The organism is Achromobacter sp. 1011791174, assembly GCF_059760925.1.
Genome location: NZ_JCBANH010000030.1, coordinates 1 through 12908 on the forward strand (window position 1 = coordinate 1; position 12908 = coordinate 12908).

The following is a 12908-nucleotide window of genomic DNA, read 5'->3' on the forward strand; positions in this document are numbered from 1 at the left end:
GGCCGACCTCGACTGCGTGACAAGGGCGCGTCCAATCGCTGAAAGCCGGCGCGTCACTCATATTTTCTCCAATTCTTGATAGAAGAAATTTGATTGAGAAATAGAAGAACTGCGTTTTTGCACCATGCACGTTTCCGCCCGTCCGAAAGCGCCTACAACCCCTAGCTTGCAAAGTTCGACATTCGCATCGCGGGGCCCATCTGCTGGGGAGCAGCAGAATCAATCGACAAAGGACGTTCGCTATGAACAAAAGTTACGCGCTGGTCTGGAACGCTACCCAGGGGTGCTGGCAGGTCGCCAGCGAACTGACACGCCGCCGTGGCAAGGCGGGACGCGGCCGCGTGCTGATGACGGCAGGCGCCTCGCTGATCGGGCTCGCCTTCGCCGGACTGGCCCATGCCCTGCCGACGGGCGGAGCGGTGGTCGACGGCAAGGGCACGATCCAGTCCGAAGGCCAGCAGATGATCGTGGACCAGCAGAGCCACAAGCTGATCACCAACTGGGAGAGCTTCAACGTCGGCGCCCAGGAAGGCGTCACGTTCCGCCAGCCCGACCAGAACGCGATCGCGCTGAACCGCGTCATTGGCAATGAGGGCAGCAGCATCCTGGGCCGCATCGACGCCAACGGCCAGGTCTTCCTGGTGAACCCGAACGGCGTGCTGTTCGGCCAGGGCGCGCAAGTCAACGTGGGCAGCCTGGTGGCTTCGACCCTGAACATCAGCAACGAGGACTTCAAGGCGGGCCGCTACGTGTTCGCTGGCGACTCGGCCGCTCAGGTCGGCAACGCGGGTTCCATCCAGGCCGCCGCCGGCGGCACTGTGGCGCTACTGGGCGCGCAGGTCGGCAACACCGGCACGATCCAGGCCACCGAGGGCAGCGTCGCGCTGGGCGCCGGCGGGAACATCCGCCTGCATCTCGACAAAGGCAGCTTGATGTACCTGCAAATCGACAAGGGCGCGGTGGACGCGCTGGCACACAACGGCGGCCTGATCCAGGCGGCGGGCGGCGACGTCTGGTTGCAAGCGAACGCCACCAATGCGCTGCTGCGCACCGTGGTCAACAACGAAGGCACGATCGAGGCGGTGTCCCTGCAGGGCGACAGGTCCGGCCGAATCATGCTGCAGGGCTTCAATCACGCCGTAAGTGTCAGCGGCAAGCTGGATGCCAGCGGCGTGAAGAACGCGGCCGATGGCGGCATGATCATGGTCCACGGCTCCAAGCTGGAGCTTGCTCAGTCGATGAAGGCATCCGCCCAGGCCGGCGCCGGCAAGGAAACCGGCATGCTGGAACTGAGGGGCTCGCGCGTGCGCGTGAGCGATACCCTGCGGATGACGCCGGACGGGTCCAGCGATACGCTGTTGTCCGCCGCGCAGCTGACCAATCTGCTGGCGCAGAACCAGGTATCGCTCATCGGCGACAACAGCCTGGCGGTCGAGAACACCCTCGCGTGGCAGCACGACAATGCCCTGAACCTGCTGTCCTCGGGCGATGTCAAGATCGGCGGCGCCATCACCGCTCAAGGCAACAACGCCCGGCTGACGCTGGGCGGCAGCAACGTGCTGATCGACAAGAACATCACCCTGACCGGCCGGAACGCCGCGCTGGCGCTGAACTCCGGCAATGGCCATCGGATCGGCCGCGGCGCCGCCGTGACGCTGTCCGGGGCGAACGCCGCGTTCAGCGCCAATGGCCAGGACTACAAAGTGGTGCACACGCTGGCCCAACTGAAGGCCATCGACGCCAATTTGAGCGGCCATTACGTGCTGGGCAGCGATATCGCAGGCCAGGGCTACTTCACGGCGCTGGCCGGCGGCCAGCGGGAGTTCAGCGGCGTTTTCGACGGCCTGGGCCATACCATTACCGACCTGAGCATCTACGGCAACGGACAAGCGCTTGGCATGTTCGGCCGCGTCAGCGGCACGGTCCGCAACATGACGCTGGACCGCGCCACGGTCAACGGCATGCAAAGCCCCTGGGCCACGCAGCTGGGCGTGCTGGCCGGCTTCAACTCCGGCAATATCGACAACGTCCATGCCACCAACAGCTCGGTGATGGGCAGCCGCAATCCGCATGTCGTCGGCGGGCTGGTAGGCAACTACTTCTGGGGCGATATCAGCAACTCGTCCTTCAGCGGCAACGTGCTGGGCAACGCCGGCAGCACCGCGATCGGCGGACTGGTCGGCCTGGTGCAGGACACGCCGCGCGCCAAGCAGATCAGCAACAGCGCGGCGCACGCGTACATCGCCGGTGGAAGTTATGACAACCCGGCGAACGGCACCGCCGTCGGCGGCCTGGTCGGCCGCAACCTTGGCGCCGAACTGCGCGACGTGCGCAGCAGCGGCACGATCTCGGTGCAGTATGCCAATGCCAGCGTGGGCGGGCTGGTCGGCCTGAATACGCTGGACAGGACGGGCGCCTACAGATCCGGCTACATCAGCAACGCCACCAGCACCGTCTCGGTATCGTCGGCCGGTATCAAAAGCAAGGTGGGCGGGCTGATTGGCGTCAACATCAACGGCATGCTGTCGAACGTGGAAGCGCGGGGCGACGTGAATGGCTACCGCAGCGCCGCCATCGGCGGCTTGATCGGCGAAAACAAGGGCACTGCCTACATGGGCGGCACGATCGAGGACGCGCGCTACGAGGGTCAGGTCAGGGACCTCACGGCCGCAACGCTCGGCGGACTGATAGGCAGCAACGTGTCGGCCAACGTGCAGCGAGTGCAGGTGAACGCCACGGTACAGGGCGGCGTCAACGCGAAGATTGGCGGCATCGCCGGCCAGATCGTCGATAGCAACCTGTCCGACGTCAACGCCACCGTCGACCTGCGCGGCGGATCCGGCGCACAGATCGGCGGCATTGTGGGCAATGCCGAAGACGCGCGACTGCAGAATCTGAACGTCAAGGGCGTGCTGTCGTCGTCGCCGGCGTACTCCGGCGCCGGCGCGCTGGGCGGCATCGCCGGCGTGCTGACGTCGGGATACATCGCGTACTCCGTCGCCAAGGTCGACATCCAGGCGCCCCCCGGCGCGTCGGCGGGCGGCATCGTGGGCGTCAACGTCGGTAACGTCTACAACACCCAGGCCTCCGGATCCATCACCGGCGGCTCGGCGACCGGCGGCCTGATCGGGACCAACTTCGGCTGGATCGCGGACTCGACCACATCGGTGCAAATCAACCGGCCGAACGGTTGGCATGGCAGCTTGATCGGTGACGACCACAATTACAGCTGGTGGACGCAGCAGCAAAACTCGGCGCAGGATAGCGCTCGACCGTCGATCGGGCGCATCGTGGCCGCCTACTAATCACCACCCAGGCAAGGCCCTGCCCCAGGCGGCCCCGGGGCCTTGCCACCCTGCATGGAAGGTAAAAAGGCCGGTACGCCTCACAGCGCACCGGCCTTCATTTTTTTCCACCCGCGTTCAATCGCGCGGCAGGGACAGCAGGGCCTCGCGCAACCGCGCCGTCCATTCGGACGCGTCCTGGTCCGCCGGCGCAACAGCGATTTCGTTTCCGTCCACCGTCACGCGCCCGGCCTGCAGCAGCTCGTCCGGCGAGGCTTCCTGCAGTCGCCGCATGTACTGGCCGGCTTCCTTGGGATCGACAAAAGGACGCGACAGCAGCACCTCGGCGCCATCGGCCGCCAACAGTCGGAAGCGGAAACCACCGTCGTCGCGGAAGCTGACGAAGCGGGCGCCCTTGCCCTTGGCCTTCTTGCCGGCCGCCTTATCCTGCGACACGGCGACGCTCAGATTGCGCAGGCCCACGGCCTCGCGCAGTTCGGCCATGAACGGCGTGGCCAGCTTGCGCGCCTTCGCCGCGCCGGCCTGCAACACTTCTTCGATGCGACCGGGGTTGGCCATCAGGTCGAAGTACTTTTCGCGCATCGGCGCCAGCAGCTGTTCCAGATGGTCCAGCAGGAACTGCTTGGCATCGCCCCAGCCCATGCCCTCTTCCAGCTGCTTGCGGAACGCGGCGGACTGAGCCGGCGTCGCGAAAGCGCGGTAGATCGTGAACAGGTGCGAATTCTCGGCGTCCTTGGGTTCGCCCGGCGCGCGCGAATCGGTCACGATGCGCATCACCGAGGCGCGCAGCGCCTGCGCGCCGCCTTCGAACAGCGGAATGGTGTTGTTGTAGCTCTTGGACATCTTGCGACCGTCCAGGCCCGGCAGCGTGGCGACTTCTTCCTCGATGGTCACCTCGGGCAGCGTGAAATAGTCGCGACCGTACTGATGGTTGAAGCGTTGCGCGATATCGCGCGCCATTTCCAGGTGCTGAATCTGGTCGCGGCCCACCGGCACCTTGTGCGCGTTGAACATCAGGATGTCGGCGGCCATCAGCACGGGATAGGAAAACAGGCCCATGGTCACGCCGTCGTCCGGCTCCACGCCCTTGGCCTCGTTCTGGTCCACCGAGGCCTTGTAGGCGTGGGCGCGGTTCATCAGGCCCTTGGCCGTGACGCAGTTCAGCACCCAGCACAGCTCAGGGATCTCGGGAATGTCGGACTGTCGATAGAACGTGACGCGCTCAGGGTCCAGGCCCACCGCCAGCCAGGTGGCGGCGATTTCCAGCCGCGATCGCGCCACCCGCGCCGGATCGTCGCACTTGATCAGCGCGTGATAGTCGGCCATGAAGAAGAACGCGTCCACGCCGGGCTGGGTGCTGGTGACGACGGCCGGGCGGATCGCGCCGGCGTAGTTGCCGAGATGGGGGGTGCCGGAGGTGGTGATGCCGGTAAGGACGCGGGTGTTCATGAGATGAGGCTGCGGTTGCTGGAGGAGGGTCCAAGTGTAACGTGTCGGCGTTGCGTCCCTGGATTGCCAGCCCCGCTGGCGCGGTCAGGCCCCGCCTTTCCGGTGCCGCCTGGCGACGTTCCGGGTCGCCGATGCGACGGGCGGCGCGACAGGCGGGGAAACGCCGACGTAGCGCGCGCGCGGCCGGATCATCTGCCCTGACCCGGCCTGCTCCAGCGCATGGGCGAGCCAGCCCACGCAACGTCCGATGGCGAAGAGCGCCAGCGGGGCATGCGAGGGCAGACGGTGCACGGCGCTCAGCGCCGCCAGTCCGAAATCGATGTTCGGCCGCTCGCCCGCCAGGCGCTCGACCTGCCGGGCCAGGTCGGCATAGGCGCTTGGCAGGGCCAGGCTTTCCAGCAGCGCGGCGGCGCGCGGATCTCCGGCGGGATACAAGGGGTGCCCGAAGGCGGGAAAGCCCAAGCCCATATGCAGGCGCTCTCGCACCAGGGATTCGGCATCGGCATGCGCCATCGCATCGATCAGCGGTTTCAGACTCATCGCCGCCCGGCCATGCAGCGGCCCCGTCAAGGTCGCCAAACCCGACAGGATGCCGGCGGACAGGCTGGCGCCCGTCGAGATCGTCACGCGCGTGGCGAAGGTCGAGGCATTGAGCTCGTGGTCCGCCAGCAGACACAGCGCCTGCCGGATGGCGGGTTCCGCGCGCGGTCGTTTCCAGGCAGCCGCCAGCTGCTGGCTGATGCTGCCGCCCGCGAGCAGCGCCTGGGATCCGAACATCGAGACGACAAGCGTTGCCAGGACGCCGCGGGCTTCCGCCCTGAGCGCGCCCAGGGACCGGCCCTGCGTGGGCAGGTCGGCGACACAGCGTCCCGCCATCGCCACGATGCCCGGCTGTATGGCCCCGGCTTCGCCAGGAGGCGGCGCCGCGCCGGCCGGCACGGCGGCAAGATCCACGCTTGCATCGCCGGTCTCCCACAAGACGGCCGCGATATCTTCCAACTGACTCGCGCGGGCCAGTTCAACGGCATCGGCGCCCCGGTACCACAGGCGGCCATCCCGCACCGTCGAGATGGCGGACGGCATGACCGGATCACCCCATTCCATGGCGCCGCTGGCCACCGTGGCGGCATTGCGTTGCCCGCGCTGGCGTCCCGCCATGCGGACCACGTCGTCACGGTGATACAGGCTGCGGCGGGAATCGGCGCCGTCCTGCCTGCTGCGGATTTTGCCTCGGCTGACGTAGGCATACAGGGTCTGCATGCGCACGCCCGTCAGCTCGACGGCTTCATGGGCGGTGATCCAGGTCATGGAATTTATATTGATCAAATTAATCAAGATTGACGTCAATACTATTGCAGATGAACATGATCCCATCAACAAGGAGCATGTGATGGCGATAGGTTTGGACGAAGTGATCGCGGCGGAAACCGTCTTGTCCGAGGTGGATGGCAATCGTGGAAAACTGATCATCCGCGGGCGCTCGCTCGATGATCTGGCAGCACGCGAGACCTATGAAGGCGTGATGGCGATGCTGTTCGAGCAGTTCCTGGATGAGCCCGCGCCCCCGCAGCACTGGCAATCGGCGCTGGGCGCCGCCCGGGTCGCGGTGTTCCAGCACCTGGGTTCGGCCGACGCGGCCTTGCTCGCGCTGGAACCCATCGACGCGATGCGCGCGCTGGTCGCCAGGATCCAGGATGGCAATGACCCGGTCACCGCGCTGCATCTGGTGGCCGCGCCGGCGGTCTTCACCGCCGGCCTGATCCGGCTGCGGCAAGGCCAGGCCCCGATTCAGCCGGACGCTGGCCTGGGACACGCCGCCGACATCCTGCGCATGTCGGGACTGCCCGCCGAGGCCGCCCATGTACATGCGCTGGATGCGTACCTGGTGACGGTGGCCGACCATGGCCTGAACGCGTCCACGTTCGCGAGCCGGGTCGTGGCCTCGACCCGGGCCGGACTGACATCGTCGGTCCTGGCCGCGATCAGCGCATTGAAGGGCCCGCTGCACGGCGGCGCGCCGGGTCCGGTGCTGGACATGCTGGATGCCATCGGCACGGCGGACAAGGCGTCGACGTGGCTGGATGCGGCGCTGGCGCGCGGCGACAGGCTGATGGGATTCGGCCATCGCATCTACCGGGTCCGGGACCCGCGCGCCGATGCGCTGAAGGCCGCATTGCAGCCGCTGCTGCAGGGCCATCATGTGCCCGGCCAGCGCGCCGAACTGGCGCAGACGATCGAACGGATCGCGCTGGATACGCTGCGCCGCCACAAGCCTGATCGCGCGCTGGAGACGAACGTCGAGTTCTATACGGCCTTGCTGCTGGACGCCCTGGGTTTCGATCGCGAGGTCTTCACCTGCATCTTCGCCATGGGACGCGTCTCGGGATGGATCGCCCATGCGCGGGAACAGGCATTGACAGGAAGATTGATCCGGCCGCAATCTCGCTATGTCGGGCCCTTGCCCGAAGCGATTGCGGATGAAGCGACGGCCGTCGGCGACTGAGCCCGCCGGCCGGTGACGGGAGCGTGCACATGGCGACACTCAAGGCGCATTTCGATGTCCTCGCGCGGTACAACGCTTGGGCGAACCGGATCCTGTACAACGCGGTCGGCGGGCTCGAAGCCCAACAATACCGCCAGGATTGCGGCGCCTACTTCAAGTCCATCGAGGGCACGCTCAATCACCTGCTCGTGACGGACCGGATCTGGCGGCATCGCCTCTGTGGCCTGCCGGATCCGGGTTATCGCCTGGACCAGATCCTTCTCGAGGACTTCCCGGCGTTGAAAGCCGCGCGAGAACGTGAGGACGAGGAGATCGCCCGCTATGTCCTGGCCTTGCCCGAGTCCGCCATGGATACCGTCATTTCGTACCGGCGGACCTCGACGCCGGAGCAACTGCGGCAGCACGTCGGATCCGCCCTCGCCCACTGGTTCAATCACCAGACGCACCACCGCGGGCAGGCGCACGCCATGCTGACGCGCGTTTCCGGGCAGGCTCCCGAGCTCGATCTGCTGTTCTATCAACGGCAGATGAAACTGGCCGCTCCGGCCTGAGCAGACCGGCGGCGCGTCAGACCACGGCGAGCACGGGCGCGGCCAGCGCGCACAGGCCGCCGGCGGTCAGGGCCGCGCGCGGACGGAAGGTCAGGAACCAGATCAGCAGCAGGCCGGCGATGCTGAGGATGCCGATCCATTCGACCGTGCCGTAGCTCCAGCCCCAGACCTCCGCCGAGGCCCACAAGGACAGCGCCAGCGCGATCCAGCCGAACAGCCGCAGCGACAGACGATGGCGTCGCGGCAGTTCGCGGTCGAACACGTCTTCGTAATGACGGTCCATGCCCAGGCACAGGGCGGAGAAACCCGCATAGGCCAGGCAGAAGGCGGCAAGCGTCATGGTTGCTCCTCGATTCTCAAGCGGCTGGGGAAGATTGAGGGGACGGCGCGGGCCGGGCCGCCGGACGGCCGGCCGGCGCCTTGCGGGCGCGGGCCGCCTTGCGGGCCATCCAGGCCAGCAGCAACGCACCGGCCAGGCAGGTCAGGTCGAATCCGGCCATCACCCAGTCGCCGGCCGGCAGCGAGACCGCCAGATGGCGCTGGGTGGTCAACGCATTGATCACCGGCACCAGCGCCAGCGACGCGGCGGCGACGGCCAGCAGGTCCAGCCATTTGCGGCGTTGGAACAGGAAAGCGTAGACCAGCGACAGGCCCCAGGCCGAGAAAAAAGCGCGCACTTCCCAGAGCTGGCGTCCCGGCAGGTCGGGCGGCAGCAGGCGGTTGGCCCAGAAGAAGGCGGCGACGGCGATGAACAGGCCGGCCACCGTGCCGGCGTTCAAGCCGTCCACCAGGCGCAGCGAGAAGGCTTCGCGCGCGCCCGGCCGGGCCTTCTGGCGACGCTTGGCGATCCACAGCACCAGGCCGGTGCCGACCATCCCGGTGCCGGCCAGGCTCACCAGGAAATAGAACCAGCGCAGCACGGGCGCGGCGAACAGTCCCAGGTGCAGGCCGGTGATCACGCCCGCCGTGCGCACGGTGGGACTGAGTTCGTCCAGGTTCTCCTGCATCTGGCCGGTCACGCCATCAAAGCGCATGTAGGGAGACAGGCGGCCATAGGACACGCCGTCGGCCGCGTTGCGCGTCAGCGTCACGGTGGCGCCGGCATCGCCGGGGTTGTTGACGGTGACGCGCCCCACGTTGCCCTGCCAGTGGCTCTCGGCCTGCGCCACCAAGGGCGCGAGATCGGTCAGGGGCGCGGGCGTGCCGCGCGGCGGCGTGACCTTGAACGAGGCGAAGACCTCGTCGCTGAACTGGCGCGCATCGTCATAGACAGCCAGGATGCCCGCCGGCATCAACATGCCCATGAACAGCACCAGCCCGCTGAACGTGATCATCAGGTGGAATGGCAGACCCAGCACGGACAGCGCGTTGTGGCCGTCCATCCAGGCGCGCTGTCCGCCCTTCTTCGGACGAAAGGTGAAGAAATCGGCAAAGATCTTCTTGTGCGTGATGACGCCGCTGATGATGGCCACCAGCATGAACATGCCCGCGATGCTGGCCAGCCAGCGTCCCCAGGGAAAGCCGATCTCCAGCTCGAAGTGGAAGCGGTAGAAGAAGTCGCCGCCGCGCGTCTCGCGCGCCGTCACGGCCTGGCCGGTCTGCGGATCGAGCTTGACCCGCACGAAGCCGCGCTCGCCCGGCTTGGGCTTGGGCGTCTGGTAAAGCAGCAGGATCAGCGGCTCGCGGTCCGTCGGCGGCGTGATGAACCAGCGCTTGGCGTCGACCGCGTGCTCGCTGAGATAGCGCTGGGCCGTGGCCACGGCCTGTTGCGCGGGCGCGGGCCGGACCTGGATCTCGGGCTGCATCCAACGCGTGATCTCCGGCCGGAAGAATGCCAGCGTGCCGGTCAGGAACATCGCGAACAGCGCCCAGCCGAAGATCAGCCCCGACCAGGTGTGCAGCCAGGACATGGCCTGGCGCAAGCCCTCCTGGCCCTGCTGCTTGGCGTCCGCCGGCTTCATGCCGGCACCGCGACGCGGCCCGCCAGATACAGCAGGCTCAGCGCGGCCGTGGGGATCAGGATGCCGCCCCAGGCGCGCCAGGCGTTGCGGGTCGCGAAGACCCAGATCACGCCGCAGGCGTAGAACACGAAGGACAGCATCTGCGCCGTCACCACGGCGTCGGCCCGCGCCAGCGGCAGCCAGACGGCCAGGCAGGCGGCAGCGGCGGAAGCCAGGCCGTAGCAGCCCAGGATGGCGGCGATGGCGCGCGAGGCCACGGCCAGTTGATAGGGCAGCATGGCTGCGCCGGCGGCGGGAGCTTTCACAGGAATAGCGGAAATGTCAGGTTGGATACGGAGCGGGCCGGGCCATCGGGCTTGCCCGCGGCCAAGCCGGAATCCGCCTTTCAAGCGGATAGAAGTTATAAATTATAACTATTCTCACTACGATATGAGAAACAAAAAAGGCGGCCGTGCGGCCGCCGATTCTTGCCACCCTCCCCGCGCCTTGCCGACGCGGTGGCGCCGCTACAGCGTCACGGTGAGCCGGCGCTCGGATTCCAGGTACTCGCGCGACTGCATCTCCAGGATGCGCGACACGGTGCGGTGGAACTCGTTGGCCAGCGCGCCCTCGGTGTAGATCTCTTCCGGCTCGCACTCGGCCGACATTATGAGCTTGACGCGATGGTCGTAGAACACGTCGATCAGCCAGGTGAAGCGGCGCGCCTCGGAGGCTTGGCGCGGCCCCATGCGCGGCACGCCGGACAGGATCACGGCGTGGAAGCGGTTGGCCAGCTCCAGGTAGTCGTTCTGCGAGCGGGGGCCGCCGCACAACGTGGCGAAGTCGAACCACACCACCGAGCCGGCCAGCCGGAGCGCGCGGATCTCACGGTGCTCGATATGCAGCAGCGGTTCCTGCGGCGGCGTGTCGGCCAGCTGATTGAACGCTTCCTGCAGCGCCGCCTGCGCGCGCTCGTCCAGCGGCGTGTGATAGCACTGCACCTGCTCCAGCGAACGGCGGCGATAGTCGACGCCGGCGTCCACGTTCATGATGTCCATGCGCGCCTGGATCAGCTCGATGGCCGGCAGCACGCGGTCGCGGTGCAACCCTTCGGGATACAAGGTCGATGGTTCGTAGTTCGACGTCATCACGAAGGACGTGCCGTGCTCGAACAGCTTGAGCAGCAGCCGGTGCAGGATCATCGCGTCGGCCACGTCTGACACGTGGAACTCGTCGAAGCAGATCAGGCGATAGCGCTTGGCCACGCGCCGGGCCACTTCGTCCAGCGGATCCTGCATGCCCTTGACCTCTTCCAGCTCGCGGTGCACGCCGCGCATGAACTCATGGAAGTGCAGGCGCGTCTTGCGCACCACCGGCACGGTGGCGTAGAAGGCGTCCATCAGGAAGCTCTTGCCACGCCCCACCCCGCCCCACAGATAGACGCCGCGCGGCACGTCCGGCCGGTTCAGCAGCTTCTTCAGCGCGTTCGAGCGCATCGCCTTGAACTTGACCCATTCGTCGTAGTAGCGCTGCAGGCGGTCGATCGCCTTCTTCTGGGCCTCGTCGGGCTGATAGCCGCGCTCGGCCAGGGCGTGTTCGTAGTATTCGCTGACGTTCATGTGGGGAAACAGGCTGGCAGGATGAAAAAAGGGCGGATCCGCGAACCCGCCCCCAGGCAACCATGGCGCCGATCCGCCGGGGCCAGGCCCCGAACGGACCGGAGCCCGCGCATCAGAAGTTCAAGGCGCGCTTGTCCACCGCCAGCGCGGCTTCCTTCACGGCTTCCGACAGGGTCGGGTGCGCGTGGCAGATGCGGGCGATGTCTTCGGCGGCGCCGCGGAATTCCATGATGGTCACGGCTTCCGAGATCAGCTCCGAGGCCATCGGGCCGACGATGTGCACGCCCAGGACCTCGTCGGTCTTGGCGTCGGCGATCACCTTGGCGAAGCCGGTGGTGTCGCCCAGCGCGCGGGCGCGGCCGTTGGCCAGGAAGGGGAAGCTGCCAGCCTTGTACTCGCGGCCTTCCTTCTTGAGCTGCTGCTCGGTCTTGCCGACCCAGGCGATTTCCGGCGAGGTGTAGATGACCCACGGCACGGTGTCGAAGTTGACGTGGCCGTGCTGGCCGGCGATGCGCTCGGCAACCGCCACGCCCTCTTCCTCGGCCTTGTGGGCCAGCATCGGGCCGCGCACCACGTCGCCCACCGCCCAGACGTTGGGCAGGTTGGTCTTGCAGTCGCCGTCCACGGCGACGAAGCCGCGCTCGTCGAGCTTCAGGCCCACGGCGTCGGCGTTCAGGCCGCCGGTGTAGGGCACGCGGCCGATCGAGACGATCAGCTTGTCGACCACCAGCTTCTGCTCGGCGCCCTTGGCGTCGACGTAGGGCACGGTCACGGACTTGGCGGTCGCCTTGATTTCGCCGATCTTGACGCCCATCTGGATGTTCAGGCCCTGCTTGGTGAAGGCCTTCAAGGCTTCCTTGGCCACTTGTCCGTCAGCGGCGGCCAGGAATTCCGGCATCGCTTCCAGGATGGTGACTTCGGAACCCAGGCGGCGCCACACGCTGCCCATTTCCAGGCCGATCACGCCGGCGCCGATCACGCCCAGCGTCTTCGGCACGGCGCCGATGTTCAGCGCGCCGTCGTTGGACAGCACGACCTTCTCGTCGAACGGCAGGCCGGGCAGCTCGCGCGCCGACGAACCGGTCGCCACGACCACGTGCTTGGCCACCAGGTCTTCCTCGGTGGTGCCGGTGACCTTGATCGCCCAGCCGCCTTCGACCTGGCCGGCGAACGCGCCCTTGCCATGGAAGAAGGTGACCTTGTTCTTCTTGAACAGGTACAGGATGCCGTCGTTGTTTTGCTTGACCACCGAGTTCTTGCGACCGATCAGCGTGTCGAGCTTCAGGCTCACGCCCTTGACTTCGATGCCGTGCTCGGCGAAGTGGTGGTTGGCCTGCTCGTAGTGCTCGGACGATTGCAGCAGCGCCTTGGACGGGATGCAGCCCACGTTGGTGCAGGTGCCGCCGGGAGCCGGGCCGCCCTGGCCGTTCTGCCAGGCGTCGATGCAAGCCACCGACATGCCGAGCTGGGCGGCGCGGATGGCGGCGATGTAGCCGCCGGGGCCCGCGCCGATGACGACGACGTCGAATTGTTTGGACATA

At 67.0% G+C, this 12908-nt stretch carries 10 protein-coding genes; 3 read left to right on the top strand and 7 right to left on the bottom strand.

The genetic code is table 11. The features are described from left to right. Positions 1 to 242 precede the first annotated feature (242 nt). Positions 243 to 3305 (top strand): two-partner secretion domain-containing protein, encoded by a 3063-nt coding sequence (locus tag AC6LJ5_RS12985; RefSeq protein ID WP_498140681.1) that lies wholly within the window; start codon positions 243 to 245, stop codon positions 3303 to 3305. 117 nt (positions 3306 to 3422) lie between these two features. On the opposite strand, the gene AC6LJ5_RS12990 is transcribed toward AC6LJ5_RS12985, so the two are convergent. Further along, entirely contained in the window at positions 3423 to 4754 is a 1332-nt protein-coding gene (locus AC6LJ5_RS12990; RefSeq protein ID WP_392411683.1) for a tryptophan--tRNA ligase, read from the bottom strand. Positions 4755 to 4838: 84 nt separating this feature from the next. Beyond that, positions 4839 to 6062 (bottom strand): citrate synthase family protein, encoded by a 1224-nt coding sequence (locus tag AC6LJ5_RS12995; protein WP_392411685.1) that lies wholly within the window; start codon positions 6060 to 6062, stop codon positions 4839 to 4841. On the opposite strand from AC6LJ5_RS12995, the gene AC6LJ5_RS13000 reads away from it, so the two are divergent. Both AC6LJ5_RS13000 and AC6LJ5_RS13005 read left to right on the top strand, forming a co-directional pair. Further along, entirely contained in the window at positions 6013 to 7257 is a 1245-nt protein-coding gene (locus tag AC6LJ5_RS13000; RefSeq protein ID WP_498140682.1) for a citrate synthase/methylcitrate synthase, read from the top strand. The two genes, AC6LJ5_RS12995 and AC6LJ5_RS13000, sit on opposite strands and share 50 nt — an antisense overlap. A gap of 29 nt (positions 7258 to 7286) precedes the next feature. After that, entirely contained in the window at positions 7287 to 7808 is a 522-nt protein-coding gene (locus AC6LJ5_RS13005; RefSeq protein WP_103273235.1) for a DinB family protein, read from the top strand. Between the two features lie 16 nt (positions 7809 to 7824). On the opposite strand, the gene AC6LJ5_RS13010 is transcribed toward AC6LJ5_RS13005, so the two are convergent. The 5 genes from AC6LJ5_RS13010 to lpdA form a co-directional block, all read right to left on the bottom strand. Next, a complete protein-coding gene (locus AC6LJ5_RS13010; protein WP_103273234.1) occupies positions 7825 to 8148 on the bottom strand; it encodes a DUF3325 domain-containing protein in 324 nt (107 codons plus the stop codon). Positions 8149 to 8164: 16 nt separating this feature from the next. Next, positions 8165 to 9769: a PepSY-associated TM helix domain-containing protein gene (locus AC6LJ5_RS13015; RefSeq protein ID WP_498140683.1), complete on the bottom strand. Its 1605-nt coding sequence runs from the start codon at positions 9767 to 9769 to the stop codon at positions 8165 to 8167. Beyond that, complete coding sequence (locus AC6LJ5_RS13020) at positions 9766 to 10047, bottom strand: DUF3649 domain-containing protein (protein ID WP_103273232.1); 282 nt, start codon at positions 10045 to 10047, stop codon at positions 9766 to 9768. The genes AC6LJ5_RS13015 and AC6LJ5_RS13020 overlap by 4 nt, the downstream gene beginning before the upstream one ends. Positions 10048 to 10275: 228 nt before the next feature. Further along, complete coding sequence (zapE, locus tag AC6LJ5_RS13025) at positions 10276 to 11367, bottom strand: cell division protein ZapE (RefSeq protein WP_498140684.1); 1092 nt, start codon at positions 11365 to 11367, stop codon at positions 10276 to 10278. Between the two features lie 112 nt (positions 11368 to 11479). Beyond that, positions 11480 to 12907, bottom strand: coding sequence for a dihydrolipoyl dehydrogenase (gene lpdA / locus AC6LJ5_RS13030; RefSeq protein WP_103273230.1), 1428 nt, complete (start codon positions 12905 to 12907; stop codon positions 11480 to 11482). Between the last annotated feature and the right edge of the window lies 1 nt (position 12908).

Bases quoted from the DNA above. Each gene is read 5' to 3' on its own strand.
- AC6LJ5_RS12985 (WP_498140681.1), top strand. From the start codon at position 243: ATGAACAAAAGTTACGCGCTGGTCTGGAACGCTACCCAGGGGTGCTGG.
- AC6LJ5_RS12990 (WP_392411683.1), bottom strand. From the start codon at position 4,754: ATGAACACCCGCGTCCTTACCGGCATCACCACCTCCGGCACCCCCCAT.
- AC6LJ5_RS13000 (WP_498140682.1), top strand. From the start codon at position 6,013: ATGCGCACGCCCGTCAGCTCGACGGCTTCATGGGCGGTGATCCAGGTC.
- AC6LJ5_RS12995 (WP_392411685.1), bottom strand. From the start codon at position 6,062: ATGACCTGGATCACCGCCCATGAAGCCGTCGAGCTGACGGGCGTGCGC.
- AC6LJ5_RS13005 (WP_103273235.1), top strand. From the start codon at position 7,287: ATGGCGACACTCAAGGCGCATTTCGATGTCCTCGCGCGGTACAACGCT.
- AC6LJ5_RS13010 (WP_103273234.1), bottom strand. From the start codon at position 8,148: ATGACGCTTGCCGCCTTCTGCCTGGCCTATGCGGGTTTCTCCGCCCTG.
- AC6LJ5_RS13015 (WP_498140683.1), bottom strand. From the start codon at position 9,769: ATGAAGCCGGCGGACGCCAAGCAGCAGGGCCAGGAGGGCTTGCGCCAG.
- AC6LJ5_RS13020 (WP_103273232.1), bottom strand. From the start codon at position 10,047: ATGCTGCCCTATCAACTGGCCGTGGCCTCGCGCGCCATCGCCGCCATC.
- zapE (WP_498140684.1), bottom strand. From the start codon at position 11,367: ATGAACGTCAGCGAATACTACGAACACGCCCTGGCCGAGCGCGGCTAT.
- lpdA (WP_103273230.1), bottom strand. From the start codon at position 12,907: ATGTCCAAACAATTCGACGTCGTCGTCATCGGCGCGGGCCCCGGCGGC.